Source organism: Nocardia araoensis NBRC 100135, assembly GCF_000308435.1.
In the GTDB taxonomy this organism is placed as follows: Bacteria; Actinomycetota; Actinomycetes; order Mycobacteriales; family Mycobacteriaceae; genus Nocardia; species Nocardia araoensis.
Genome location: NZ_BAFR01000035.1, coordinates 14,995 through 40,789, shown reverse-complemented (window position 1 = coordinate 40,789; position 25,795 = coordinate 14,995). Strand labels below are relative to the sequence as shown.

The following is a 25,795-nucleotide window of genomic DNA, read 5'->3' as shown; positions in this document are numbered from 1 at the left end:
CCGGCAGGCCGCATTCAGTTGTCCCTGGGTGAGACGCCTGATCGCCGAACGGCCCGGGCCGTTCGCTCGTGCCGATTTGGAAAGGACCCATCCCCCCACACCGAACTCCGCGACCGTCCAGCCGATCGCATCTCTGCCGAGAGTGAACCACATGTGCGCACGATGGGCAACGCAATGAATAGCCAAGGGTGGCAAGACCGCCCGCACCCCGCGCCCACCCCGAGTTCACCGGGCGCGATGTCCGGGATGGGACATGACACCGGATACGCCAAATGGCGCTCAGTCCAAGTCGTCGTGCCGCATCAGCAAACGCGCCGCCTCGGTCACCGAACCGGTGAGCGACGGGTACACCGAGAAGGTCTGGGCCAGGTCGTTGACCGTCAGATTGTTCTGCACCGCAAGCGCGATCGGCAGGATCAGTTCCGAGGCGATCGGCGCGACGACGACGCCGCCGATCACCACGCCGGTCGCCGGACGGCAGAAGATCTTGACGAAACCGCGTCGCAGCCCGGACATCTTGGCGCGCGGGTTCGTGTTCAGCGGCAGCATCACCGTGCGCGCGGGCACCTCACCATTGTCGATCGCGGTCTGGCTGACGCCGACGGTCGCGATCTCCGGCCGGGTGAACACCGCGGAGGCAACGGTCTTCAGACGAATCGGGCTGACGCCTTCCCCGAGCGCGTGGTACATCGCGATGCGTCCCTGCATCGCGGCCACCGAGGCCAGCGGCAGCAGGCCGGTGCAGTCGCCCGCGGCATAGATGCCCGGCACCGAGGTGCGCGACACGCGGTCCACCCGCAGGTAGCCACCGCGATCGAGTTCGATGCCCACCTTCTCCAGTCCGAGGCCCGCGGTGTTGGGTGTCGAGCCGACGGTCATCAGCGCGTGCGAGCCGGAGACGGTGCGCCCGTCGGAGAGTTTGACCACGATGCCGTCGGCGGTGCGCTCGACGGCGTCGGCGCGCGCGTGCTTGACCAGTTCGACGCCGCGCTCGGCGAGCGCGTCCTCCAGCACGAGCGCCGCGTCGGCGTCCTCGCCGGGCAGCACACGGTCACGACTGGAGACCAACTTCACCCGCACACCCATCTCGGTGTAGGCGGAGACGAACTCCGCACCCGTCACACCGGAACCGACGACCACCAGGGTCTCCGGCAGCTCCTCCAGGTCGTAGAGCTGACGCCAGTTGAGGATCCGTTCACCGTCGGGCTCCGCGCCCGGCAGCACCCGCGGGCTCGCGCCGGTCGCGATCAGCACGACTTCCGCCTCGATGATCTGCTGCGCTCCGTCGGCCAGCTTGGCAAGCACCCGGTGCGCGGCCAGCCCGGTGCCCCGGTCGATCAGCTCGCCGTATCCGGCCAGCACGGTCACCCCGACGGTCTGCAGCTTCGAGCGGATGTCGGAGGACTGGGCCAACGCCAGCGCCTTGACGCGCGCGTTCACCTCGGACAGTTCCACGTGCGCCTGGGCCGGGTCCAGGGTGATGCCCAGATCGCGAGCGCGGCGCAGGTCGGTGCGCACGCCGGTCGAGGCGATGAAAGTCTTCGAGGGGACACAGTCCCACAGCACGCACGCCCCGCCGATACCGTCGGAATCGATCAGCGTCACCGACGCTCCGTGCTGGGCCGCCACCAAGGCCGCCTCATAGCCGGCCGGTCCGCCACCGATGATCGCGATGCGGGTCATTGATACCTCCGCTCGTGCTTCGCACCGGGATCTCCGGCACGGGGTAAACGTTATCCGGCAACCACCTCGCACTATCGACCGCGTTACCGGTGCGCAACGGTTCCCCGGCGGGCGGCGCGCCGCAGGTGCGGCAATCGAACGCGGTCTGCGAAGGTTATTGGCTACCCTTTGCTGGTGCCGATCTATGCCGCCTATGGGTCCAACATGGACTCGACGCAGATGCTCGAGCGCTGTCCGCACTCCCCCATGTCCGGGACGGGCTGGTTGGAGGGCTGGCGGCTCACCTTCGCCGGTGACGACATCGGCTGGGAAGGGCCTCTCGCGACGGTCGTCGAGGATCCCGGTTCCCGGGTGTTCGTCGTGCTCTACGACGTGTCCCCGGAGGACGAGCAGCGGCTGGACCGCTGGGAGGGCTCGGACTTCGGCATCCACAAGAAGATCCGCCTGCGTGTGACCCGCAACGGCGACGGGGGCGAACCCACGCTGGCCTGGCTGTACGTGCTGGACGCCTACGAGGGCGGCCTGCCCTCGGCCCGCTACCTCGGCGTGATCGCCGATGCCGCCGAAAAGGCCGGTGCGCCAGAGGATTACGTACATGCCCTACGCACCCGCAACAGCCGCAACGTCGGCCCGGGCAACTTCGGCTGACCGCGCGTCACCCCGCAACGCCGGCGGTGTGGCCGTACCCTCTCGGTCGGACCGGACCACTGTCACGCTCCCGGCCTCGCCGAGCGCGAGGCCATCGAGCACCGTTCGCGGACCGGCTCGCATCCGAGGGGCGAAGCGCATGCGCCGCGGGCGCGAGTCTCGCCCGCTCGGACGCGAGCCGCAAAGGGGCCGCGAACACCCGGCGCCGCAGGCGCTGGGGGTCAGACAGCCAGGTCAGACAGAGCCCGCGCCGAGCGCGAGGTTGCTCAACACCCGGACGCCGACCGCGAGCGCCCGCTCGTCGATGTCGAAGGTCGGCTGGTGCAGATCCAGCTGTTCGCCCTCGCCGGACCAGACGCCGAGGCGCGCCATCGCGCCCGGCACCTCCTCCAGATACCAGGAGAAGTCCTCGCCGCCGCCGGACTGCGGAGTGTCGGCCAGCGCGTCGGGGCCCAGTGCGCGAATGGCGTCCTCGAAGATGCGGGTGGAGTGCTCGTCGTTGACCACGGGCGGCACGCCGCGCCGGTAGTTGAGCTGGTACCGCACGCCCGTCGGGGCGAGCAGGCCGTCGACGATCTCCCGCACCATCGGCTCCAGCAACGACCAGGTCGCGTGATCTCCGGTGCGGATGGTGCCGGTGAGCATGCCGGTCTGCGGGATGGCGTTCGGCGCCTTGCCCGCGCTCACCGCGCCCCAGACCATCACGGTGCTGGTGCGCGGGTCGATGCGGCGGCTGAGCAGGCCGGGCAGGCCGGTGATGACCGAGCCGATCGCGTAGACCAAGTCGCTGGTCAGGTGCGGGCGCGAGGTATGGCCGCCGGGCGAATCGAGCACCAGCTCGATGGTGTCGGCCGCGGAGGTGATCGCGCCGACGCGGATACCCACCCGGCCGACCTCCAGACGCGGGTCGCAGTGCAGCGCGAAGATTCGCTCGACGCCGGTCATCGCGCCGGTGGCGACCACGTCGACCGCGCCACCAGGCATGACCTCCTCGGCGGGCTGGAAGACCAGCCGCACGCCGACCGGCAGCTCCGGCACCTCGGCCAACGCCAGCGCCGTGCCGAGCAGGATGGTGGTGTGCGCGTCGTGGCCGCACGCGTGCGACACGCCGGGGACCGTCGACGCGAAGGGCAGTCCGGTGAACTCCTGCAGCGGCAGCGCGTCCATGTCGGCGCGCAGGCCGATTCGCGGCCCGTCCGGTCCGAGGTCACAGATCAGGCCGGTGCCGCCGGGCAGCACCTGCGGCGTCAGCCCCGCCTTGGTCAGCCACGCCGAGACGAACTCGGTGGTGCCGAACTCGGTGCGGGACAGCTCCGGATTGGCATGGATGTGCCTGCGCCACTGGACGAGATCGACCGTGTGATCGGCCAACCACGACTCCACCGCTTCCCGCCCTGATCCCCCGGTTTCCGACACTGCGGAGCTGCCGAGGCCCTCCATGGCCACACGGATGCCCGCTGCCGGGCCCGTCGCCGGCGCCGCAGAACGGCCGGTTGTGCTCACCGAATGTCCTCCTGTCGTTGAACTAGCCGTTGCAACAACCTGTCTCTATGGATGTCATCGCGAGCGACGGCGATTGCGGTACGCGCGAGCGCGAGCGCACCGTCGAGGACCGCACGATCCGCCGAGGCGTTGACGCTGGCCGCGGCGAAGCCTGGCTGATGTGTCACCGCACCACCGGCGTCGATGCCGATGACCGGGTGAATGCCCGGAATGACATTGGTGACGTTCCCCATATCGGTGCTGCCCAGCGGCCGTTGCGCCTCGAACTCCGGAGCGAGCGGCACGCGTCCCGATCCGATGAGTTGCTCGCGATAGACGAGCAACAGCTCCGGATCCGGGGTCAGCTCGGTATAGGTCGGCGCGAGCGTCCGGATTTCGTGGGTGCAGCCGGTCGCGAGGGCGCCCGCCTCGAAGCAAGCCGACGCTCGTCGCATCAGATCGTCGAGGGATGCGGAGTCGACTGCGCGTAGGTAATACAGCAGTTCCGCACGTCCGGGCACGATGTTGGGAGCTACGCCACCGTCGCCGACTATACCGTGCAGTTGCTGGCCGGGCAGGAGATGTTGCCGCAACAACCCAAGGGCGACCTGCGCGACGGTGACCGCGTCGCCGGCGTTGCGGCCCTGTTCCGGCGCCGCGCTGGCGTGCGCCTCGCGCCCGTGGAAGACCACCGACACGTCGGCGAGAGCCAGCGAGCGGGCGCCGACGATGTCGAGCGGGCCCGGATGCACCATCATCGCCATCGCGACATCGTCGAACACGCCGCGCTCCAGCATGAGCACCTTGCCGCCGCCGCTCTCCTCGGCCGGGGTGCCGAACACCAGCACGGTGAGGTCGAGCGCATCGGCGACCTCGGCGAGACCGAGCGCCGCGCCCACCGCGGAGGCGGCGATGATGTTGTGCCCGCAGGCGTGGCCGATCTCGGGAAGGGCGTCGTATTCGGCGCAGATGCCGACGGTCAGCGAGCCACTGCCGTAGCGTGCGCGGAAGGCGGTGGGCAGTTCGGCGACGCCGCGCTCGATCTCGAAGCCGCGCTCGGCGAGCGGTGCGATGGTCTTGGCGACGCTGCGGGTCTCCTCGAACGCCAGCTCCGGCTCGTCGTGAATCGCGTGCGAGAGCGCGATCAGCTCGGCGGACGCGGCGCGGATCGCCGCGTCACCGCGAGCGGTGGCGTCGACCCCGCGGACCGCGTTGCCGTCGTGCTGCGCTTCCTGGCGACCGCTGCGCGATGGTGGCATGCAACACAGTCTCGCACTGTGTTTGTTCGGCCGCGCGTTCGCGCGGCGTGTTCGCGGCCCCTTTGTGGCTCGCGTTTGCGCGAGCCGGGCCGCGAACGAACAGGCTCGGTCTCGCTTCGCGCGCAAGACGCGGTTGAAGTGCCCTGGGCGCGGCGGTCAGCTCGCGCCGAAGGCCAGGTTTTCCGGGGTGGTCGGGACCGCGAGGCCGGCCAGCGCTTTCGCGTGCAGCGCGCGCTTGATCACCGGCAGATTGGGCTTGCGGTTGCTCGCCAGTGCCGCGGCCCGCTGGACGGCGGTCGCGAGCAATTCGTCGGCTTCGGCCTTGCCGTCCACGATGCCCGCGGCGATCGCCTCGTCGGCCGGGTAGCGGTGGCCGGTGGTCATCGCCTGTACGCAGACCTGGTTGGTCAGCCGCTCGGCGAGCAGGGCGTTCATCCCGATGGTGAACGGCATGCCCAGGTGCACCTCGGGCAGGCAGTAGAAGCCGCGATCGGCGCGCATCACCCGGAAATCGTGCGAGGTCGCGAGCATGGCGCCCGCGCCGAAGGCATGGCCGTTGATCGCCGCGACGGTCGGCAGCGGGAAGGCGAGCAGGCGGGTGTAGAGCGAGTGCACGCGGTCGAGGTAGCCGTGCATCTTGTCCAGGTTGCCGAACAGCCAATCGGTGTCCAGACCGTTGCTGAAGAACTTCCCGGTCGCCGTCGTCACCAGCGCGGCAGGCCCCGCAGAGCTCTCCACCTCGTCCAGCAACCCGTGGAACGCGTCGATCCAATCCGGGTGGAAACGGTTCTCGCTATCCGTCTGCCCCTCGGCCCCGAGGTAGACGACGAACACTTCCCCTTGGCGTTCCAGATACGGCATGCGGTGCAGCGTAACGGGCCTCGCAAGACCCCCTACTGACGGGTAGCAGTCGACCGCCGACCAGAGCGAAAGCGCGACCGAAGCTTGTTCCGTTCGCGGCCCGGCGCTGGAAATCCACTATCGTGACGATCATGCTTGCCGAACAGGCCGCCGAGGCGATCGCCGAACGTACGGGAGTGTCGCGCCACCGGGTCGCGGTGGTGCTGGGGTCGGGCTGGCAGGACGCGGCCGCGGAGATCGGGGCGCCGCGGGCGTCGGTGCCGATGCCGGAGGTGCCCGGTTTCGGGACGCCGACCGCACAGGGCCATGTCGGCATGATCCACTCCGTTCAGGTGGACGACAACGCCGTGCTGCTGCTGATGGGCCGCCAGCACCTCTACGAGGGGTATCAGCCGGCCGATGTGGTGCACCCGGTGTCGGCGGCGGTGGCGGCGGGCGCGGAGATCGTGGTGCTGACCAACGCCGCGGGCGGTATCCGATCCGGTCTCCGGGTGGGTGAGCCGGTGCTGATCAGCGACCATCTCAACTTGACCGGCCGCACGCCGCTGGCGGGCGCGACCTTCGTCGACCTGGTCGACGCCTGGGATCCGGAGTTGCGGGCGCTGGCGAGGGAGATCGACCCGAGCCTGGCCGAAGGCGTCTACGCGGGCCTCACCGGGCCGCAGTACGAGACGCCCGCCGAGATCCGGATGTTGCGCACCATCGGCGCGGATCTGGTCGGCATGTCCACGGTGTTGGAGGCCATCGCCTGCCGTGCGCTCGGCGCCCGGCTGCTGGGCATCTCGCTGGTCACCAACTTGGCCGCGGGGGTCACCGGCGCCCATCTGTCCCACGCGGAGGTGCTCGCCGAAGGCCACGCCGCAGCGCCCCGGCTCGGCAAACTGCTGCGCGGCGTGCTGGAACGGGTGTAGATGCTGCGCTTCGGCACGGCAGGCCTGCGCGGACCGCTGCGCGACGGCCCGGACGGCATGAACGTCACCACGGTGAGCCGGGCGACCGCCGGGCTCGTGGCATGGCTGCGCGACCGCTGCCTCGGCGGTGGCACGGTGGTCGTCGGACGCGATGCCAGGCACGGTTCCGCCGAGTTCGCAGCGGCCACCGCGGAGATCTTCGCCGCCGCGGGCTTCCCGGTGACGTTGCTGCCGCGGCCGCTGCCCACCCCCGTGGTCGCATACGCGGTGCGTGAGCTGGGCGCGGTCGCGGGCGTGCAGATCACCGCCTCGCACAATCCGGCCACCGACAACGGCTACAAGGTCTACCTCGACGGCGGATCACAGCTGATCGCCCCGGCCGACGCGGAGATCGAGCGCTGCATCGAGGCGGTCGCCGAGCCGATCGACCGCGTGCCGGTCACCCCCGCCGACGACGAGGTCGTGCGGCACTACCTCGAGCGCGTCGCCGGATTGCCCGCCCGGATCGGCGGACCGGGCGAGCGCGCCGGAATCCGGATCGCGCTCACCCCGCTGCACGGCGTCGGCGGCGAACTCGCTGTCGAAGCGCTCCGCGCGGCAGGTTTTCCCGATATCCATGTGGTCGACGAGCAGTTCGAGCCGGACCCCGACTTCCCCACCGTCGCGTTCCCCAACCCGGAAGAACCCGGCGCGACCGATCTGTTGCTCGCGACGGCGGCCCGGGTCGGCGCGGATGTGGCGATCGCACTCGATCCGGATGCCGACCGGTGCGCGGTCGGCATCCCGCGCCCGGACGGCACCTGGCGGATGCTGCGCGGCGACGAGACCGGCGTGCTCCTCGGCGATTGCGTACTGCGCACCGCCCCGGACGATGCGCTGGTGGCCACGACGATCGTGTCCTCGCGGCTGCTGTCGAAGCTGGCGCCCGCGCGCGGCGGCCGCTACGCGGAAACGCTCACGGGATTCAAATGGCTGGCCCGGGCGGGCGACGGCTTGGTTTACGCCTACGAGGAGGCGATCGGCCACTGCGTCGACCCGGCGGCGGTCCGCGACAAGGACGGAATCTCCGCCGCGGTGCTGGCCGCCGACCTGGTGGCCCGGCTGAAGGCCGAGGGCCGCGACCTGAACGACCAACTCGACGACTACGCGGTGGAATTCGGCGTGCATGCGGGCGATCAGGTGTCGCTGCGACTCGCCTCGGCCGCCGAGGCGGCTGCCGCGGTCGAGCGGTTGCGGGCGGATCCGCCACACGAGATCGCGGGCGAGCCGGTGGAGTACACCGATCAACTCCGGGTGCGGGGCAGGATGCGCACCGACGCACTGATTTTCGAGGGTGCTTCCTGCCGCGTGGTCGTCCGCCCTTCCGGCACCGAGCCGAAGCTCAAGTGCTACCTGGAGGTGGTCGAACCGGTCGGCTCGCGCGCCGATCTTCCGGCCGCGCGAGCCGCCGCACGGGAACGCCTCTCGGCGCTGCGCGACTTCTGCGAGAAGTTCTGACCCGCGCTCCTGACAGGTTCAGCGCGGGCCGAATTGCCTGTCGCCGGCGTCGCCGAGGCCGGGAACGATATAGGCGTTCTCGTTCAGTCCCGCGTCGACCACGGCGGTGACCAGCCGCACCGGCAGGCCCGAGTCGGCCAGTGCCGCAATGCCTTCCGGAGCCGCGACGACGCACACCGCGGTGATGTCGGTGGCGCCGCGTGCCGCGAGCAGCTCCAGGGTGTGCCGCATCGAGCCGCCGGTGGCCAGCATCGGGTCGAGCACGAAGACCGGCAGCCCGGCGAGATCCGCAGGCAGCGATTCCATGTAGGGCACCGGCAGGTGGGTGTCCTCGTCCCTGGCGAGACCGACGAATCCGATCCTGGCGTCCGGGATCAGCTCGGCGGCCGCGTCGACCATGCCGAGTCCGGCGCGCAGCACCGGAACCAGCAGCGGCGGGTGGGCCAGCCTGGTGCCTTCGGTGGGAGCGACCGGGGTGACGATCTCGAAGCGCTCCACCTCCGCGTCGCGCAGCGCCTCGTAGATCAGGATCCCGGTCAGATCCCGCAGCGCGGCACGGAAACCCGGATTCGGTGTTCGCTCGTCCCGCATGGTGGTGAGCAAGGCTGCGGCGAGTGGATGGTCCACGGTGTGGGTGCGCATGAGGGAACGATAAGGTCGGTCGCGAACGCACCGCTGGACGCCACCGGACTTTTTTTCGAAGCGGCGGAACCGAAACGCAACAGCGCGCGTCGAACCAAGTAGATGACGTACTCTGCCTGGGAACAACAGATGGGGGAACTCTGATGCGAAAGATGTCGGCGGACACCGAAGGCATCGCGGCCTACGGCGCGACCGCCCACGTCATGGCGGGTGAGATGGCGGCGGCCGGGGCGAGCGCCGCGGCGGCGGAGCCCGCGCTGCTCGGCCCGATCATGGGGCTGATCGGTGGTGACTTCATGGCGGCCTACGCCGCGGCGCACGCCGGGCACGTGGCCTCGATCGGCCAGCTGTCGGCGGTCCTGACCAGCATGGGCGGCGCGGCCACCGGTGCGGCGGCCGTCCTCACCGAGACCGACGCCGCCCACGCCGGAGCGCTGCGGAACGCGTCCACCGAGCTGGAGTGAGCGCGTGATCGATGTCAACGCACTGGCCCAGCCGATCCTGGACCTGCTCGCCAGCTTCGGCAGCGGCGTGCTGCCCGCGGGCGGCCCCACCGACGCGCTGCGCAGCACCTCGGTCGTGGTCGACCAGATCCATCAGATGGGCCGCGACAGCATCAACGCGATGAATACCGCGTGGGACGGCCGCGCCGCCGACGCGGCCACCGCGAAAGCGCTGCGCGTGCAGACCTCCGCCGCCACCATCTCCGATCGCGGCAACGAGATGGCCACGGTGGTGAACCAAGCCGCGGGCGAGGTCGAGACGGGCCAGAAAGAGCTCACCGACATCGCGCAGTCGTTTGTGAACACCGCGGCGAGCATGGGTCCGGTGCTGGCGACGCCGGAGGGGTTGACGGTGCTCGTCGGCTCGGCGATCGACCATCTCAACCAAGCGCTCAACGTAGTCGGCCGAGTGCAGAACGAATTGCAGACGCACACCGCGTCGATGAACGACCTGACCCCGCCGCCGCCCACCCCGTCGCTCGCCGGTGTGCCCGCCGCGGGCGTGCAGCAGGCGGCGTCCGCCGCGTCCGGCGTGCTCAACGGTGCCGGCTCGTTACTGAGCACCGTGATGGCCACACCGCTACAGTCGCAGTCCTCGCGCAGTTCCCGAGGCACGCCGGGCACATCGGGCACTCCTAGGCCGGACACCGGTTCGTCCGGGGCGCCCGACGACGGCAAGGGCGTGAAGATCACGCTGCCCGACGGCAGTGTCGTCGAGGCCCCCAACGAACAGGCCGCAACGGCGGTCCGGTCCGCGATCGGCGCCGTCGGCACGCCCTACGTCTGGGGCGGCAACACCCCCGGCGCGGGATTGGACTGCAGCGGGCTCACCAAATACGCCTACGGCGAGGCGGGCGTCGACCTGCCCCGGCTCGCGGCCGACCAGAGCAGCGGGGCCACGCCGGTGTCCGCCGGCGACCTGATGCCCGGCGACCTCGCGATCTGGGACGGCCACGTGGCCATGGTGATCGGCAACGGACAGTTCGTCGAGGCGGGTGACCCGGTCCAGATCAGCTCGATTCGAACGGAGAACTCAGGCATGGACTTCCACGGCTTCTACAGGCCGACGGCATGACCCGACCCCAAATCCCCAACGTCACGGTGGCGGCCAGCAGCAACCGGTCCGGCACCATCTCGGTGCGCGCCACCGATCAGGGCATGCCGGTGGAGATCAAATTCGAGCGCAGCGAATACCGTTACGGCGCACAGTCGCTCGCGAACGAGATCCTGCGGCTCACCCAGCGTTCCGCCATCGCGGCGCGGGCGCGGCGGCGCGAACTGCTCGCCGAGGCGGGCATGCCCTCGGACATCCTCGACCGGCTCGGCCTGCCCACCCGCCAGCAGGCGGTGGACGAGCTGGACCGGATCGACGACGCGGACACGGGACCGACGAGCTGGATGAGGCCGGTATGAGTGCGGAGATGGACGCCCTGGTCGCGTCGGCCACCCAGAAACTGGAGGCGCTGGAGGCCGCGCTGTACGGGCTGAAGCAGGTGCGTGGGCGGTGGACCTCGGACGACGGCGCGGTGAGCGTCGAGGTGAACAGCGATGGCGCGCTGGTCGGTCTGACCTTGGCGGAATCGGTCACCTCGCTGCCGCCCGCGGAGGTCGGGCAGTTGATCGTCTGGGCGTGCAGGCAGGCCGCCGAGGACGCCGGCGCACAGCGATCCAAGGTCGTTGCGACACTGAACGAGTCGTTCGTCCCCGCCGCGGACCCGCCCGCGGGCACGAATGGGGGCGGGCCGGATAGTGCCTGACGCGGAAGGTCGATAGGCTTCCGCACATGGCTTCTGGAGACATCGTCCCGATCGAGCTCGGCCTGACCGACGGCGATCTCGTCACCTTGTGGGCACCGCGCTGGCGAGACGGTGACGACGAGTGGGAGGCGTTCCTCGGTCACGAGGACGCCCTCTACGGTTTCGAGTCCGTGGCGGAGCTGGCCGCATTCATCCGCACCAACGCCGACAACGACCTCGTGGACCATCCGGCGTGGAAGGTCGTCGCGGGTCTGTCGGCGGTCGAGCTGGAGCCGGAGGAGAACTTCTCCTTCGATCTGGTCGCGGTGCCGGAGCTGGCGGCGGGCGAGCCCGACGTCGACACCGTCGCCGAGCTGGAGGACACACTCGGCATGGTCCGCAACATCGGCGAGGTGTGCGAACTCGAGACGGTGACCAAGTTCTTCGGTTCGCATCCGGTGCTCGGCGCGCTGCCCGGTGGCGTGAACGCGTTCGTCGGGCGCGACGGCGAGGAGCTGTGGGACCAGATCGGCGCGGCCATCGCCAAGGGCTGGGACGACGTTCTGGACGCCATCGACTCCGTGGTCCGGACGCCGGAGGTCGACGCCGAGGCGGTCGCGGTCGCCGAAGCCGAACTGCTGGCCGCCGAGGAGAACGTGGTCGACGCCGACGACGCGGCCGACAGCGACGAGGACGAGGAGTTCGAACCCGTCGACCTCGAAGAAGAAGACGAGGACGACGAGGACGACGACGAGGACGAGTCGTTCTGGCACGAGGTCGGCATCGACCCGGTCAAGATCATCACGTCCGAGGGCAGCGTCTTCACGCTGCGGTGTTACCTCGACGACGAACCGATCTTCCTCGGTTCCAAGGGCTCGATCACCGTGTTCCCCTCCGAGCGCGCGCTGGCCCGCTACCTCGCCGACGACCACGAGCACGATCTGGCCCGCGTGAGCACCTTCGCCGACGTGCAGACCGCGGCGGTGGACGGCTCGCTGGAGGTCGAGGTCACCGACGAGAACGTCTACGTGCTGCCCGGCTTGGCCGAGGACCTGGCCGAAGGCCCGGAGGCGGTCGACATCGAACAGCTCGATCTGGCGGTCGAGTTGTTCACCGACGCGGCGGACTACGCCGACGACGACACGGTCGAGCAGGCCCTGGCCCAATCCACCCCGCTGGGCTGGTACGTCTCCTACCTGCTCAATCCCGACCCCACCCGGTTGGCGCCCAACCCGCCGTTCACCGCCGAGGCGCAGGCCTGGCGGGAACTGGAACGCAACCTGGAATCCCGGCTCGACAAGCAGTAATCAGGTCAGGCGGATCCAGACCTGCTCGGCCTGCCCGAGCAGGCGTTCGTCGGCGCCGTAGACCGCGGTCGAGGCAAAACATTTGCGGCCTTGCTCGCCGTGGAACTCGCCGACCACGACGCAGCGCTCGTCGACCTGGGGAATGCCGTGCACCGTCGCGGTCATCGAGCCGAGCAGCGCGGGACGTTCGAGCATGCCGGGCAGCGACCAGCCGCCGGGACAGTCCATCGCGGCCCACAGCAGTGGCGGTCCCAGCGGCACGGTGGCGTCGGGCACCCACGGCGCGGCCACTCGGTGCGCGTCGACCCGACCGGGTTCGATGCGCAGACCGTCCGCCCGGCCGCTGCCGCAGACGAAGCAGGACGCGAACATTTCGATGCTCGTGTAGCTGCGCGACGCCTCCGCCGCGTCGGCGAACGCGACATGACGCGGTGCGTCGCGCTCGAGTTCGCCGCTCTTGGACTCGGCGATCAGCCGGTCCCCGTCGTAGAGCCGTTCGTCCCGCACGTCGAGCGGCGTCTCCAGGGGCGGCGGGCTGCGCAGGATGACGGTGACGGTCTGCTCGTCGCGCTGGTCGGCGAGCAGACCGGCCACGTAGCCGCCGTTGCCGGAGTCGGGCGGTCCGTTGAACCGTCGGGGGATGCGCAAAGTCGCCATTACGCCACGCTAGCGAACCGGTTGCCGACCGGCCGCGGAACCTCGCCGCCGACCACTTCCGTCGCAGAGCGGTGACCGGCGCCGCCTACCCCCGGTCCTACCCGATCAGCACCGCGTATCCGGGCTTGATGATGTCGTCGATGATCCGCAGCCGCTCGGGGAACGGGATGAACGCCGACTTCATGGCGTTGATGGTGAACCGTTCCAGATCGCTCCAGCCGTAGCCGAACGTCTCGACCAGCTTGAGCATTTCCCGGCTCATGCTGGTGTCGCTCATCAGCCGGTTGTCGGTGTTGACCGTGACGCGGAAACGCAGGCGGGCCAGCAGGTCGAACGGGTGCTTGTCCAGCGAGGGCACGGCGCCGGTCTGCACGTTCGACGACGGACACAGCTCCAGCGGGATGCGCATGTCCCTGACATAGTTGGCGACCAGCCCGAGCTGTGCGTCCTCCATGGCACCGGGCACGCTGATGTCGTCGGTGATCCGCACGCCGTGGCCGAGCCGGTCACAGCCGCAGAACGCGAGTGCCTCGTGAATGGACGGCAGACCGAAGGCTTCGCCCGCGTGGATGGTGAAGTGCGCGCTGTTGGCGCGCATGTATTCGAAGGCGTCCAGGTGCCTGCTCGGCGGGTAACCGGCCTCCGCACCGGCGATGTCGAAACCGCCCACTCCGCGATCGCGGAAGCGCACCGCGAGTTCCGCGATCTCCCGCGAGCGTGCGGCATGCCGCATCGCGGTGAGCAGGCAGGTCACCACGATCGGGTGTCCACTGCCTGCGGCGGCCGCCTCGCCTTCCCGGAACCCGGCCAGCGTGTGTTCGACCACCTCGTCCAGCGTGAGTCCGCGCTCGAGGTGCTGTTCGGGGGCGAACCGCACCTCCGCGTACACGACGCCGTCGGCAGCGAGGTCTTCGGCGCATTCGCGGGCGACCCGGCGCAGGCCCTCCGGGGTCTGCATCACGGCGACGGTGTGCGCGAAGGTCTCCAGGTACCGTTCCAGCGATCCGCTGTCGGCCGCGTCACGGAACCAGGCCGCCAGCGACGCCTCGTCGTCGGCGGGTAGATCCTCGTAGCCGCACTGCACGGCGAGGTCGAGCACCGTCGCGGGCCGCAGGCCACCGTCGAGGTGGTCGTGCAGCAACGCTTTCGGCGCTTGGCGGATCGAGGCGAGGGTCAAAGGCATCGGTCCAGTCATGTATCGACGGTAGCCGCAGCGCGCCCAAACGGCAGCCGACTCCAGCTGTTACCACTATCTCGTTGCCCACCGGATGCGGACCGGTCCACCACCGGACACCGACCGGTTCTGCGCCACAGCAGCGAGCGCGGCGCAGCATCCGCGCTCGGATCCTGCGGATGTACCCCTCAGGCCACGATGCGGTCGAGAACCAGCGAGTCCGCAGCGGGTGCGGCATCGGTTCCGATCGTGACGGCGTCGCGCAAGGCCGCGATGGCCCCGGGAAACGCCTCGGGCGTATCGGTGTGCAGCGTGAGCAGAGGCTGACCTGCTGTCACGGCGTCGCCGGGCTTGGCGTGCATTTCGATGCCCGCGCCGAACTGAACGGGATCGCCCTGACGTGCCCGGCCCGCACCGAGGCGCCAGGCGGCGATGCCGACACCCATCGCGTCCAGCCGGGTCAGCACGCCGTCGGCGTCGGCGCGCACGATCTCGGTGTGTTTCGCCGTGGGCAGCTTCGCGTCCGGGTCGCCACCCTGGGCGCGGACTATCGCGCGCCAGTGATCCATCGCCCGGCCGTCGGCCAGCGCGGCGGCGGGGTCGGCGTCGAGACCGGCCAGCGCCACCATCTCGCGCGCCAAGGCGATGGTCAGCTCGACGACGTCGGCGGGACCGCCGCCCGCGAGCACCTCCACCGATTCCGCCACTTCCAGGGCATTGCCCGCGGTGCGGCCGAGGGGGGTGTCCATGGCGGTGAGCAGCGCGACCGTCCGCACACCCGCGTCGGCGCCGAGTTCGACCATCGCGGTGGCCAGTTCCCGCGCCCCGTCGAGGGTCTTCAGGAACGCGCCGGAGCCGACCTTGACGTCCAGCAACAGCGCCGCTGTGCCCTCGGCGATCTTCTTGCTCATGATCGAGCTGGCGATCAGTGGGATGGATTCGACCGTGCCGGTGACGTCGCGCAAGGCGTAGAGCCGTCGGTCCGCCGGCGCGAGGTCGGCGCCCGCCGCGCAGATCACCGCGCCGATGGCGGGATCGGTCAGGAGTTCGCGCATGCGCGACGCGGGCACGTCCGCCTGCCAGCCGGGTATGGATTCCAGCTTGTCCAGGGTGCCGCCGGTGTGGCCGAGACCGCGCCCGGACAACTGCGGCACCGCCGCGCCGCACGCCGCGACCAGCGGCGCCAGCGGCAGCGTGATCTTGTCGCCCACCCCGCCGGTCGAGTGCTTGTCCACGGTGGGGCGCGGCAGGCCGGTGAGGTCCATGCGCCGCCCGGAGGCGATCATCGCGGCGGTCCACCGCGCGGTCTCACGCCGCGTCATCCCGCGCCAGACGATCGCCATGGCCAGCGCGGACATCTGCTCGTCGGCAACCGCGCCGCGAGTGAAGCCGTCGACCACCCAGTCGATCTGCGCGTCCGACAGCTCCCCGCCGTCTCGTTTGGTGGTGATGATCGAAACCGCGTCCAGTGCCGTCACGGTCGCCAGTTTGGCATGGGCCGGCGCGTGCCCGGGTTCTCGCCGATGGGATGGAGCCCCCTACACCTGCCCGGCGTCCAGGTCGTCGGGGCCGAACGCGTCCGGCAACAGCGTGCGCAACGGCACCGGCCCGGCCTTGTGATCGACAAGGAGATCGGCCCCACCGTGCTCGTGGAGCAATTGGCGGCAGCGCCCGCAGGGCATCAGGATTTCGCCGCGCGAATCGGTGACGGAGATGGCCCGAAGGCGCCCCCCACCCCCCGAAATCAAGTTACCGATGAGTACACATTCGGCACACAGGCCCAAACCGTATGAGACATTTTCCACATTGCAACCGCTCACCATTCGGCCATCGACACTGAGAGCCGCGGCGCCGACCGGAAACCGCGAGTACGGTGCATAGGCGTTGCGCATAACTTGGAATGCGTTGTCACGCAACAGTTTCCAGTCGATTTCCGACATAAGGGACCCCTCCAGGATCGACCCGATCACGGCCGCGCGAGGGCCACGACGGAACCCCGCACCCATCAAGAAAGGTAAGCCTAACCCGATCCGGTGTCGCGCAACGCACGGTACGCCGAATTAGTTCCGGGATTGCTGGAGGATTAGAGTCCAGAACAGATCGGTTCAGGTTCCCTGCGACGGGCCGGAGTACAGCCACCTGGGCATTCGCCCGCCACGCCGTCGGCGTCGGACCTGCGACCGGGTCCATCAACGACGTTGGAGGCACCGCACTCTATGACCACGATTGAAGCTCCGGCCCAGCCGAAGCGGAAGACGCTGTACCGAGGCGACCCCGGAATGTGGTCGTGGGCGCTGCACCGGATCACCGGCGTCACCATCTTCTTCTTCCTCTTCGTCCACGTGCTGGACACCGCCCTCGTGCGCGTGAGCCCGGATACATACAACGAAGCGATCGAGACCTACAAGACGCCCATTGTCGCGTTGATGGAGATGGCCCTGGTCGTCGTCGTCCTGTTCCACGCGCTCAACGGCGTCCGCGTGATCCTGGTGGACTTCTGGTCCAAGGGCCCGAAGTACCAGCGCCTGATGCTCTGGATCATTCTCGCGATCTGGTTCCTGCTGGCCGTTCCGGCGATCGGGCGCCAGTTCTTCTACCTGTTCACGGAGCACTGAAATGAGCGCACCCGTCATCGGAAAGTCGTACGACCGTCCGGCCAGCCTGGACCTGCCGCGCTCGCCGCGAGCGCGCTCGAACAACAACTTCGAGAAGTACGCCTGGCTGTTCATGCGCTTCTCCGGCCTGCTGCTGATCGTGCTCGTACTCGGCCACATGGCGATCATGCTGCTGCTCGACGGCGGCGTGAAGCGGCTCAACTTCGCCTTCGTCGCGGGCCGCTGGTCCAGCCCGTTCTGGCAGTTCTGGGACCTGACCATGCTGTGGCTGGCGCAGTTGCACGGCGGCAACGGCCTGCGCACCGTCATCGACGACTACTCCCGCAAGGACTCGACCCGGTTCTGGCTCAAGACCCTGCTGGCCGTCTCGATGATCCTGATCATGGGCGTGGGCACCTACGTCATCTTCACCTTCGACCCCAACATCAGTTAGGAACAGGCCCCCTCGATGACTGAATCCCGACCCGTTCAGGAGCACCGCTACGACGTCGTCATCGTCGGCGCGGGTGGCGCGGGCATGCGCGCCGCGATCGAGGCCGGCCCGCGTGTTCGGACGGCGGTGCTGACCAAGCTGTACCCGACCCGCAGCCACACCGGCGCTGCCCAGGGCGGCATGTGCGCCGCGCTGGCCAACGTCGAAGAGGACAACTGGGAATGGCACACCTTCGACACCGTCAAGGGTGGTGACTACCTGGTCGACCAGGACGCCGCGGAGATCATGGCCAAAGAGGCCATCGACGCGGTGCTCGACCTGGAGAAGATGGGCCTGCCGTTCAACCGGACGCCCGAGGGCAAGATCGACCAGCGGCGCTTCGGCGGGCACACTCGCGATCACGGCAAGGCCCCGGTCCGTCGCGCGTGCTACGCCGCCGACCGCACCGGCCACATGATCCTGCAGACGCTGTACCAGAACTGCGTCAAGCACGACGTGGAGTTCTTCAACGAGTTCTACGTGCTGGATCTGGTGCTCACCGAGACCGAGCGCGGCCCGGTCGCCACCGGTGTGGTCGCCTACGAGCTGGCCACCGGCGACATCCACGTCTTCCACGCCAAGTCGATCGTGTTCGCCACCGGCGGCTCGGGCCGGATGTACAAGACCACCTCGAACGCGCACACCCTGACCGGTGACGGCATGGCCATCGTGTTCCGCAAGGGCCTGCCGCTGGAGGACATGGAGTTCCACCAGTTCCACCCGACGGGCCTGGCCGGGCTCGGCATCCTGATCTCCGAGGCGGTCCGCGGCGAGGGCGGCATCCTGCGCAACGCCGACGGCGAGCGGTTCATGGAGCGCTACGCCCCCACCATCAAGGACCTCGCGCCGCGCGATATCGTCGCCCGCTCGATGGTGCTCGAGGTGCTGGAGGGTCGCGGCGCGGGCCCGAACAAGGACTACGTCTACATCGACGTGACCCACCTCGGCGAGGACGTGCTCGAGGAGAAGCTGCCCGACATCACCGAGTTCTCCCGCACCTACCTGGGTGTGGACCCGGTGAAGGAACTGGTGCCGGTGTTCCCCACCTGCCACTACGTGATGGGCGGCATCCCGACCCGCATCCGCGGCGAGGTGCTGCGCAACAACAGCGACGTCGTCCCCGGCCTGTACGCCGCGGGCGAGTGCGCGTGCGTCTCGGTGCACGGCGCCAACCGTCTGGGCACCAACTCGCTGCTGGACATCAACGTGTTCGGCCGCCGCGCAGGCATCGCCGCCGCGGAGTACGCGCAGCGCAGCGAGTTCGTCGACCTGCCGGAGAACCCGGCGCAGATGGTGCAGGACTGGCTGACCCAGTTGCTGAGCGAGCACGGCGACGAGCGGGTCGCCGACATCCGCACCGAGCTGCAGCGTTCGATGGACAACAACGCCTCCGTGTTCCGCACCGAGGACACGCTCAAGCAGGCGCTCACCGACATCCACGCGCTCAAGGAGCGTTACGCGCGGATCACCGTGCAGGACAAGGGCAAGCGCTACAACAGCGACCTGCTCGAGGCCGTCGAGCTCGGCTTCCTGCTCGAGTTGGCCGAGGTCACCGTGGTCGGCGCGCTCAACCGGAAGGAATCGCGCGGCGGTCACGCCCGCGAGGACTACCCGGACCGCGACGACGTGAACTTCATGCGCCACACCATGGCCTACAAGGAGGGCTCGGAGCTCCTGTCGGACATCCGCCTGGACTTCAAGCCGGTGGTGCAGACCCGCTACGAGCCGATGGAGCGTAAGTACTGATGACTGCCGTTGCCGAAGCACCCTCTTCGCAGAAGCCCGCTCCGGTCCCCGAGGGCTCGGTCATGATCACCGTCAAGGTGGCCCGGTTCAACCCGGAGGACGGCAAGGGAGCGCACTGGGAGTCCTTCCAGGTGCCCGCCCTGCCGACCGACCGCTTCCTGAACGTCTTGATCTACATCAAGTCCTACCTGGACGGCACGCTGACCTTCCGCCGGTCCTGCGCGCATGGCGTCTGCGGTTCCGACGCCATGCGGATCAACGGCGTCAACCGGCTGGCCTGCAAGGTGCTGATGAAGGACATGCTGCCCAAGAACGGCAAGTCGATCACCGTCACCGTCGAGCCGATCCGCGGCCTGCCCGTGGAGAAGGACCTCGTGGTGAACATGGAGCCGTTCTTCGACGCGTTCCGCGCGGTGAAGCCCTACCTGATCACCTCGGGTAACGAGCCCACCCGCGAGCGCATCCAGAGCCAGGCCGACCGCGCCCGGTTCGACGACACCACCAAGTGCATCCTGTGCGCCTGCTGCACCACCTCCTGCCCCGTGTACTGGAGCGACGGCAGCTACTTCGGCCCGGCCGCGATCGTGAACGCCCACCGCTTCATCTTCGACAGCCGCGACGAAGGCGCCCGCGAACGCCTCGACATCCTCAACGACGTCGAAGGCGTCTGGCGCTGCCGCACCACCTTCAACTGCACCGACGCCTGCCCCCGCGGCATCGAGGTCACCAAGGCGATCCAGGAAGTCAAGCGAGCGCTGCTGTTCACTCGCTGATTTCCCGGCTCAGCCGGAAACCGAAGGCCGCTTTCACCACCCGGTGAAGGCGGCCTTCGTGTTTGCTGAAGCGGACCGTATTCGTCACGGCCGCTCGTTCGCCGGAGGCTGTCGGCACTCATCTTCTGCCAGCACTCGAGGTGGCAGGCAATCCGTCGTTGCGTCGCAGTCGTCGACAGCTTCCGAATCGTCGACATCGATCGGATGCGGAATTCCATACTGGTCGACCGCAGCCCAGGTCCCGTCATCCCAACGCAGCCAACCGATGCGGGTCATGCCAGCGCCTCGTCTGCCAAGCCGCTGCTGTACGCCGATGCAGCGAGATATTGCAGGCAGTTCGGGCCGTGCCCCGAATGAGCATTGAGGACGAACCTGGCCTCGTCGAGGGAACGAAAAGCACCCTCCACGAAACAGTTACGATGGAAATGACGCCACTGCTCTACGTCCGCCAAGGTAATGGTCATCGGCTGATCCGTTCTGCCCGCAGCGACGGTGTGATGTGTCCGGCGTCGACCAAAGTCCAGTAGGCAAGCCGTTTGATGTCACAGGTTTCTGCCGGGCAATCGCGATACTGCTGCATGATCCGGTGCGCCTCCGCGACGGAGACACGAGGTAAGACATCCGTGATTCGTTCCGTTGCAGCAGGGGATTCATCCTCGCGATCGAGGAAACGCAAACCCAGACAAAAGGCGGCGGCAGTGGCGAGGATCGCGACTACCAAAATAGCGACAAATGGGTGCATGACTGGCCTCGGCTATTGTGTGGGTATTGTGGCCTACCGTGGGTAGAGCCGGACGGCGCTGAACCTTTTCAAAAGACCGCTCGCATACCGTCGTCAGTAAGGCGCGCCGCGCCGAGAGCACCTCGGACGGATTCAAGTGGTCTCATCGACTCCCCCGACTGATTACGTTTTGCATGACAGCCCCGGACATCGGAGCCGTGGTTCCAGCCTCATGCACGCAGCCCTTCTGAAAGAGGGCAAGTTACGGGGCAGATAATTCGGCCGCGACCCAGCATCGGCGCCGCTGGATAGACTGAACCGACCGATACCGATGAGGGGACGCATGCAGCCGAACGTGCAACTCCAGCAGCGACGGGAAGCCACACCGTCGCGGATGACATCTGGTCAGACGATGAGCCGCGCCGAGCTGGCAGAAGCCGTCAACGCCTACATCTGGCGACAGCACGGTCAGCGGCGCGAACTAGATGCCCGCACCATCGCACGCTACGAGCGTGGCACTGTCCGCTGGCCCAACGATCTCTACCGCGAGGCCTTCCGCGCCATCCTGCACGCCACCGATCGTGAACTGGGCTTCGTACCGAATCGTCAACGCCGCAAAGCGTCGGGAATGTCGGACGGCACGCTCGCGATCAACCTGCTCAGCCCTTTCGATCCAAACATCGGTCCTGCCCAATTTTTCGGCCCGAGCACAGACGACAAGCCGATCAGCCGTGTCGGCACGGCCGAGGTCATCGACATCCAAACAGCAACGCGCACAATCGCTTCGGTGGAGAACATGCGTGGCGGCGGCTCGATCAGCCTTGTCGCGGGCAGACAACTCGGCCGCTTCGCGCGGCTACTCGGAGGAAAGACGTCGCCGGGCACCCGCCGGGCCCTGCTCGAAGCTATTGGCAACTTCGCCAGCGTCGCCGGGCACGCCGCTTTCGACATCGGCGATCACACGGCGGCTGAGCGAAGGTTCCGGCTCGCACTTTGGTGCGCCGACACCGCCGGATCCTGGGAACTGCGCGCCGGCGCGCTCGCCGACATGGCACGCAAGACGGCATATATTGGCAACGCTGATGGCGGATTGTCGCTCATCGAATTGGCCCAGGTGCGGTCCGACCGGCTGTCCGCCACAACCCGCGCCATGCTGAGTGCCCTGCGAGCCCAATACTTGGCTGCCATGGAAAGACCGGGCGACGCACTCTCCGAGGTGGCACGCGCCGATGAGCAGTTTGCTGAGCGCAATCCCGCCACCGACGCCCCCTGGCTGTGCTTCTACGACGAGGCGGAGCACCTTGGCAGCACCGGCAAGGCCCTGATCCCGATCGCGCAGAAGCGGCACCGAATCGAATTGGCAGCCTCTAGAATTCGGCGAGCCGTAGAGCTCCAGGCTGCGGAATACCCCCGTTCACAGACATTTTCGCTCACGCGCTTGGCTACCCTCACTATGCAGATCGGCGATCCGAAGGAAGCAGTTGTCCTTGGGATTCGCGCAGCCACGCAGGCCAGCCGGCTCGATTCGCATCGTATCCAGAACGAACTTCAACGATTGGCCGCTGCTTCGTCACGTCACCGGCGGATGAGCGACGTCGTGGCACTGCGCGAAGTCATCACCCGTCGAACTGCGGCGAAAGCATCGTTATGACCGCAGCGACGTCATCCGAGGCGATACTGACGGAAGCTGCTCGACGAGCGGACCTCAAACTGACTGAACAAGAGGTGATCCGCGAAGGATCCCATTCCATTTACCGGGTTGGTGACATCGTCGCACGGATCGGAAAGCCCGGAAGTCTGAGCGATGCAGAGCGGGAGCTGCGCGTGTCGAAGTGGCTCAACAGCTCCGGCATCCCAACAGTGGAAGCGTTATCAGAACTGCCTCAGCCGATCCTGGTGGACGACCGACCGGTCACCTGGTGGCATCTCGTTCCAGACCATCGGCCAGCTACGCCTGCCGAACTCGGAGCCATGCTGCGAGCGCTCCATTCGTTGACACCACCCACCGACCCCGGCTTGCCGAGATATGCCCCCTTCGGCGGTCTTCGCACGCGGTTGGCCACTGCGGGCACGGTGAACGAAGATGACCGAACGTGGCTGCTGACGCGCTACGACGAGCTACGGCGGCAATATGATGAGCTATCGGAGACCTCGCGACTCTCGGTGATTCATGGCGATGCCTGGCAAGGCAACCTGGTCGTGCCACCCACGGGCATTCCTACGGTGCTGGATCTGGACAAGGTGTCGCTTGGCCGACCGGAATGGGACCTCATTCAACTCGCCGTCGACTACGCGGACTTCGCACGAGTCTCCGAAGCTGACTACCTGTCTTTCGTGCACGCCTATGGCGGCTACGACGTCACGAGATGGCCGACCTTCCGACTCTTCGCCGACATCCAGGAACTTCGGTGGGCGGCCTTTGCCATAGGACAAGCCGAAGCTGGCAAGTCAGCTGCACAACAGGCCGAACATCGGATCGCGTGTCTGCGCGGAAAGGTAACGCGGCCATGGCGGTGGGAGGCGCTATAAGCGGAGCCCATAGGGCCGGGAACCCGGATTGCGGCGGTTACCCCGCTCGTTCGCCGAAAACTCTCGGCATTCATCTTCTGATAGCACTCGAGATGGCTGGTAATTCCCAGCAGGTGCTCCCGATCGTTAGGCGGGCAGACTGAGCGCCCGGTACACCGCCACCACTGTCGCCGCGCCGACGATCTCGCCGCGATCAATCATCGCGGCCGCTTCCTCGAGCGGAATCCAGCGAATGTCTTCTGCCTCGTTGACGTCGGGTTCGGTGTCGGTCAGGTCGGTGCCCCAGGCGAGGTAGATCTCCTGCGGCTGGTCCAATGTGCCGATCGCCGGCTGGTAGGTGACCAGGCGTTCCATCGACCGTGGGCGCCATCCCGTTTCTTCTTCGACTTCCCGTGCGGCAGCGGCGGTGACATTTTCGGCATGATCCACATACCCGCCCGGCAATTCCCACACCCAGCGGTCGATGATGAAGCGGTGGCGGTACATGAGCAACGCCTCGCGCCTCTCGTTCAGTACCAAGTTCATCGCGCACCGAGGCATCCGCGCCACATACTGGGTGAACTTCACTCCATCTGGTAGCTCGACGTCCACGGTCGACAACTTGATATGGCGATTCTCGTCCAGCAGTCAGCAGTAGATCACCAGCGCAGCAGCGCCCACCGCACACGTTCCCGCCGACGAGAACACCAGCGCACGTCGCCTATGCTTCGGCTCGGGTCGACCTGGCGCGTGGCGATTCGCCGATGCGCGACGTCCCGTTCAGCAGCCGAAGACGGCCGTGCCGTCTCGATATCGACCTAGGGGGTCGCGTGGCCGAAGCATTGGCGGTCGACCCGGCCCAGCTGCGCGAATCGGCGGAGGAGCTGCGGCAGGCGGCCGAAGACGCCGAACGGGTGGCGAACGAACTGAAGGCGGCACTCGCCGACGAAGGCGAGTTCTGGGGTGACGACGAAGCCGGCGAGACGTTCGCCCACACCTACCAGCCCGGTGCCGACCGTACGTTGGATGGGTTCGACGACCTCGTCGCGGACATACGGGCGATGAGTTCCGCGATGAAGGATGCGGCCGACGCGTTCGAGGACCGGGACCACTACGGCAGGCAGAACATCCGAAAGTCGGCCGACGATGGCATCCCGTACACGAACGCACCGAGCCAGAACCGGCCGGCAGGACCCATTCCGCAGGCGACTTCTAGCGAATCCCTCCGTCCCACAGACGATTTCGTACGGTCGCCGGGCACGTTCGATCGCACGGCGAACGGAGAATCCGCCCGTCCACAGCCGGACGCCCCGAACGACCGCGGCAGCGTCGATACACAGCAACCCACGGCATCCGGTCAGCAACCCTCGACATCCGGTCAGCAGCCCGCGAATCCTGGCCAGCAGCCCGCGCAGTCCGGACAGCAACCTCCGGAACCCGGACAGCAGGACGATTCGACGAGCAATTCCCGAGAAACCGAATCGCCCGAGGACAAATCCAGTGACCAACCCCCGGCGGCCGAGACCGGATCGCCGACGACGCCCGGTAACGGCGCAGAGCGACAGGGAACGCCGGCGAGTACACCGACGAGGCAGCAGGCAGGTCCGCAGACGATGCCGGGCGGCCGCAACGACGCCGGCAAGCCGCCTGCGGGTACGCCGTGGACGCGGAACGGGTCGGGCACCCCTTGGGCAAAGGCTCCGAGCCCCTCGGGCGCGCCGGCGAACGAAACCCCGCCTCGGGTATCTCCGCCACGCACCCCGGACCGCCCGCCCGCGGGCAAGAAGCCGGAGCCGGCTCGTACCGAGCGGAAGCGGGCCCCGAAACCCGCAGGCGTACCGGCGCGCCGAGCAACCGACGCCGAGGCCATGCGGATCGCTCGGGAGATGGCCGCTCGGCACAACATCGAAATCGTCGGATTCGACGCGGCGGGTATCGCCGCGGCAACGGTCCAGGACATCGCCGATGCTGTCGACACCGTCCTCCCGCGGATGCCGGTCGTGCTGCGCGGAATCGAGATCCGGGATGTGACGGATTCGCTGTCTGCCGTCGAGAATCGCAGCAGGGCAGAGCAACCGGGAGAGGTGGCGCCGTGGATCGTGCTGGCTCACACCGCTGTGATCGATCCTCGGATGTTGGCCGGCCGCTCCCGGGCGACGACCCGATCCGGTCCTCCACGGCGACCGATGTATGCCGCGATCCTGCGGGAACTCGGCGCCGCGATCGACCTCACCGGCGGTTTCCGGGCACACAAGGAGGCGCAACGCGCGCTCATCACCGAATACGTGCGGATCAACGACCCCCGAGGCCAGACGCTGAGCCGGGTGGTCGCCGGCTACAAGCGGTGGCGGGCGCAGCTCGGCGACAACTGTTTCGAGCAGGGTCTGTTCGTTCCGGGCAGGGCGCTGGCCGAGGGATTCGCCGCGGTCGAATCGAGTGAGGACGAGGCCAACGGCCCACAGAAGGTGCTGGGTCGGCTGCTGGTGGTGATGTCGCGTGGGGCGTTGCCGGACCGGCGATGAGACCCGTCGCGGCCTGGGCGGACGGCGTCTGGTTCTTCTCCCTTCCCACCAGCGGTGAACCACGCACCTGTCGGTCAT

Annotated in this window: 28 protein-coding genes; 15 read left to right on the top strand and 13 right to left on the bottom strand. The window is 68.2% G+C overall.

Annotated elements, in window-relative coordinates; all coding sequences use genetic code 11:
• Positions 1-279: 279 nt before the first annotated feature.
• The gene (locus ON21_RS05240; RefSeq protein WP_039796203.1) at positions 280-1,683 is read right to left on the bottom strand and encodes an NAD(P)H-quinone dehydrogenase; all 1,404 of its coding nucleotides are present in this window, start codon (positions 1,681-1,683) and stop codon (positions 280-282) included.
• A 174-nt stretch (positions 1,684-1,857) separates the two neighbouring features.
• Here ON21_RS05240 and ON21_RS05235 point away from each other — a divergent pair, with 174 nt between their 5' ends.
• On the top strand, positions 1,858-2,331 hold the full coding sequence (locus tag ON21_RS05235; RefSeq protein ID WP_039796248.1) for a gamma-glutamylcyclotransferase family protein: 474 nt from the start codon (positions 1,858-1,860) through the stop codon (positions 2,329-2,331).
• 234 nt (positions 2,332-2,565) lie between these two features.
• Here ON21_RS05235 and ON21_RS05230 read toward each other — a convergent pair whose 3' ends face one another.
• From ON21_RS05230 to ON21_RS05220, 3 genes are all read right to left on the bottom strand, one after another.
• Complete coding sequence (locus ON21_RS05230) at positions 2,566-3,771, bottom strand: M20 family metallopeptidase (protein WP_051020363.1); 1,206 nt, start codon at positions 3,769-3,771, stop codon at positions 2,566-2,568.
• A 59-nt stretch (positions 3,772-3,830) separates the two neighbouring features.
• Positions 3,831-5,072, bottom strand: a complete 1,242-nt coding sequence (locus ON21_RS05225; RefSeq protein ID WP_083880404.1) for a M20 family metallopeptidase — start codon at positions 5,070-5,072, stop codon at positions 3,831-3,833.
• A 156-nt stretch (positions 5,073-5,228) separates the two neighbouring features.
• The gene (locus ON21_RS05220; RefSeq protein WP_039796202.1) at positions 5,229-5,933 is read right to left on the bottom strand and encodes an enoyl-CoA hydratase-related protein; all 705 of its coding nucleotides are present in this window, start codon (positions 5,931-5,933) and stop codon (positions 5,229-5,231) included.
• Positions 5,934-6,064: 131 nt separating this feature from the next.
• Here ON21_RS05220 and ON21_RS05215 point away from each other — a divergent pair, with 131 nt between their 5' ends.
• A complete protein-coding gene (locus ON21_RS05215) occupies positions 6,065-6,844 on the top strand; it encodes a purine-nucleoside phosphorylase (protein ID WP_039796245.1) in 780 nt (259 codons plus the stop codon).
• Entirely contained in the window at positions 6,845-8,341 is a 1,497-nt protein-coding gene (locus ON21_RS05210) for a phospho-sugar mutase (RefSeq protein WP_039796201.1), read from the top strand.
• A gap of 18 nt (positions 8,342-8,359) precedes the next feature.
• On the opposite strand, the gene upp is transcribed toward ON21_RS05210, so the two are convergent.
• Positions 8,360-8,983 carry a uracil phosphoribosyltransferase gene (upp, locus tag ON21_RS05205; RefSeq protein ID WP_039796200.1) on the bottom strand — a complete coding sequence of 208 codons (624 nt, stop codon included), beginning with the start codon at positions 8,981-8,983 and terminating at the stop codon, positions 8,360-8,362.
• 152 nt (positions 8,984-9,135) lie between these two features.
• On the opposite strand from upp, the gene ON21_RS05200 reads away from it, so the two are divergent.
• The 5 genes from ON21_RS05200 to ON21_RS05180 are packed head-to-tail and all read left to right on the top strand — an operon-like array spanning position 9,136 to position 12,529.
• On the top strand, positions 9,136-9,447 hold the full coding sequence (locus ON21_RS05200) for a hypothetical protein (protein WP_444543658.1): 312 nt from the start codon (positions 9,136-9,138) through the stop codon (positions 9,445-9,447).
• A gap of 4 nt (positions 9,448-9,451) precedes the next feature.
• Positions 9,452-10,561: a C40 family peptidase gene (locus ON21_RS05195; RefSeq protein WP_039796198.1), complete on the top strand. Its 1,110-nt coding sequence runs from the start codon at positions 9,452-9,454 to the stop codon at positions 10,559-10,561.
• The gene (locus tag ON21_RS05190; protein ID WP_039796197.1) at positions 10,558-10,899 is read left to right on the top strand and encodes a hypothetical protein; all 342 of its coding nucleotides are present in this window, start codon (positions 10,558-10,560) and stop codon (positions 10,897-10,899) included. The genes ON21_RS05195 and ON21_RS05190 overlap by 4 nt, the downstream gene beginning before the upstream one ends.
• Positions 10,896-11,243, top strand: coding sequence for a YbaB/EbfC family nucleoid-associated protein (locus ON21_RS05185; protein WP_039796196.1), 348 nt, complete (start codon positions 10,896-10,898; stop codon positions 11,241-11,243). Before ON21_RS05190 ends, ON21_RS05185 begins: the two co-directional genes overlap by 4 nt.
• Before the next feature lie 26 nt (positions 11,244-11,269).
• Positions 11,270-12,529 carry a SatS C-terminal domain-containing protein gene (locus ON21_RS05180; protein ID WP_039796195.1) on the top strand — a complete coding sequence of 420 codons (1,260 nt, stop codon included), beginning with the start codon at positions 11,270-11,272 and terminating at the stop codon, positions 12,527-12,529.
• Here the strand turns inward: ON21_RS05180 and ON21_RS05175 are convergent, their stop codons facing one another.
• The 4 genes from ON21_RS05175 to ON21_RS05160 form a co-directional block, all read right to left on the bottom strand.
• Positions 12,530-13,186: a hypothetical protein gene (locus ON21_RS05175; protein WP_039796194.1), complete on the bottom strand. Its 657-nt coding sequence runs from the start codon at positions 13,184-13,186 to the stop codon at positions 12,530-12,532. It abuts the gene before it with no gap.
• A gap of 97 nt (positions 13,187-13,283) precedes the next feature.
• Entirely contained in the window at positions 13,284-14,381 is a 1,098-nt protein-coding gene (locus ON21_RS05170; RefSeq protein ID WP_039796193.1) for an adenosine deaminase, read from the bottom strand.
• A gap of 167 nt (positions 14,382-14,548) precedes the next feature.
• Entirely contained in the window at positions 14,549-15,838 is a 1,290-nt protein-coding gene (locus tag ON21_RS05165; protein WP_174372125.1) for a thymidine phosphorylase, read from the bottom strand.
• Positions 15,839-15,898: 60 nt separating this feature from the next.
• Complete coding sequence (locus ON21_RS05160; protein WP_039796192.1) at positions 15,899-16,300, bottom strand: cytidine deaminase; 402 nt, start codon at positions 16,298-16,300, stop codon at positions 15,899-15,901.
• 276 nt (positions 16,301-16,576) lie between these two features.
• Here ON21_RS05160 and sdhC point away from each other — a divergent pair, with 276 nt between their 5' ends.
• From sdhC to ON21_RS05140, 4 genes are read left to right on the top strand one after another with little or no spacing between them, the layout of a single operon-like run.
• Positions 16,577-16,975 carry a succinate dehydrogenase, cytochrome b556 subunit gene (gene sdhC, locus ON21_RS05155; RefSeq protein WP_083880403.1) on the top strand — a complete coding sequence of 133 codons (399 nt, stop codon included), beginning with the start codon at positions 16,577-16,579 and terminating at the stop codon, positions 16,973-16,975.
• 1 nt (position 16,976) lies between these two features.
• Complete coding sequence (locus tag ON21_RS05150; RefSeq protein ID WP_039796191.1) at positions 16,977-17,408, top strand: succinate dehydrogenase hydrophobic membrane anchor subunit; 432 nt, start codon at positions 16,977-16,979, stop codon at positions 17,406-17,408.
• A 15-nt stretch (positions 17,409-17,423) separates the two neighbouring features.
• Positions 17,424-19,193 (top strand): succinate dehydrogenase flavoprotein subunit, encoded by a 1,770-nt coding sequence (sdhA, locus tag ON21_RS05145; RefSeq protein WP_039796190.1) that lies wholly within the window; start codon positions 17,424-17,426, stop codon positions 19,191-19,193.
• On the top strand, positions 19,193-19,966 hold the full coding sequence (locus tag ON21_RS05140) for a succinate dehydrogenase iron-sulfur subunit (protein ID WP_039796189.1): 774 nt from the start codon (positions 19,193-19,195) through the stop codon (positions 19,964-19,966). Before sdhA ends, ON21_RS05140 begins: the two co-directional genes overlap by 1 nt.
• Positions 19,967-20,050: 84 nt before the next feature.
• Here ON21_RS05140 and ON21_RS38130 read toward each other — a convergent pair whose 3' ends face one another.
• From ON21_RS38130 to ON21_RS38120, 3 genes are read right to left on the bottom strand one after another with little or no spacing between them, the layout of a single operon-like run.
• Positions 20,051-20,242, bottom strand: a complete 192-nt coding sequence (locus ON21_RS38130; protein WP_157170714.1) for a hypothetical protein — start codon at positions 20,240-20,242, stop codon at positions 20,051-20,053.
• Positions 20,239-20,430: a hypothetical protein gene (locus ON21_RS38125; protein ID WP_157170713.1), complete on the bottom strand. Its 192-nt coding sequence runs from the start codon at positions 20,428-20,430 to the stop codon at positions 20,239-20,241. The genes ON21_RS38130 and ON21_RS38125 overlap by 4 nt, the downstream gene beginning before the upstream one ends.
• The gene (locus ON21_RS38120; protein ID WP_157170712.1) at positions 20,427-20,708 is read right to left on the bottom strand and encodes a hypothetical protein; all 282 of its coding nucleotides are present in this window, start codon (positions 20,706-20,708) and stop codon (positions 20,427-20,429) included. Before ON21_RS38120 ends, ON21_RS38125 begins: the two co-directional genes overlap by 4 nt.
• Positions 20,709-21,030: 322 nt before the next feature.
• On the opposite strand from ON21_RS38120, the gene ON21_RS05135 reads away from it, so the two are divergent.
• Positions 21,031-22,338, top strand: a complete 1,308-nt coding sequence (locus tag ON21_RS05135; protein ID WP_039796188.1) for an NsdA family TPR-like regulatory protein — start codon at positions 21,031-21,033, stop codon at positions 22,336-22,338.
• Positions 22,335-23,216, top strand: a complete 882-nt coding sequence (locus ON21_RS05130; protein ID WP_039796187.1) for a phosphotransferase enzyme family protein — start codon at positions 22,335-22,337, stop codon at positions 23,214-23,216. Before ON21_RS05135 ends, ON21_RS05130 begins: the two co-directional genes overlap by 4 nt.
• A gap of 126 nt (positions 23,217-23,342) precedes the next feature.
• Here ON21_RS05130 and ON21_RS05125 read toward each other — a convergent pair whose 3' ends face one another.
• Positions 23,343-23,807: an NUDIX hydrolase gene (locus ON21_RS05125; protein ID WP_218004041.1), complete on the bottom strand. Its 465-nt coding sequence runs from the start codon at positions 23,805-23,807 to the stop codon at positions 23,343-23,345.
• A 218-nt stretch (positions 23,808-24,025) separates the two neighbouring features.
• Between ON21_RS05125 and ON21_RS35600 the strand changes: the two genes are divergently transcribed.
• Positions 24,026-25,717 carry a hypothetical protein gene (locus ON21_RS35600; RefSeq protein ID WP_051020359.1) on the top strand — a complete coding sequence of 564 codons (1,692 nt, stop codon included), beginning with the start codon at positions 24,026-24,028 and terminating at the stop codon, positions 25,715-25,717.
• Positions 25,718-25,795 lie beyond the last annotated feature (78 nt).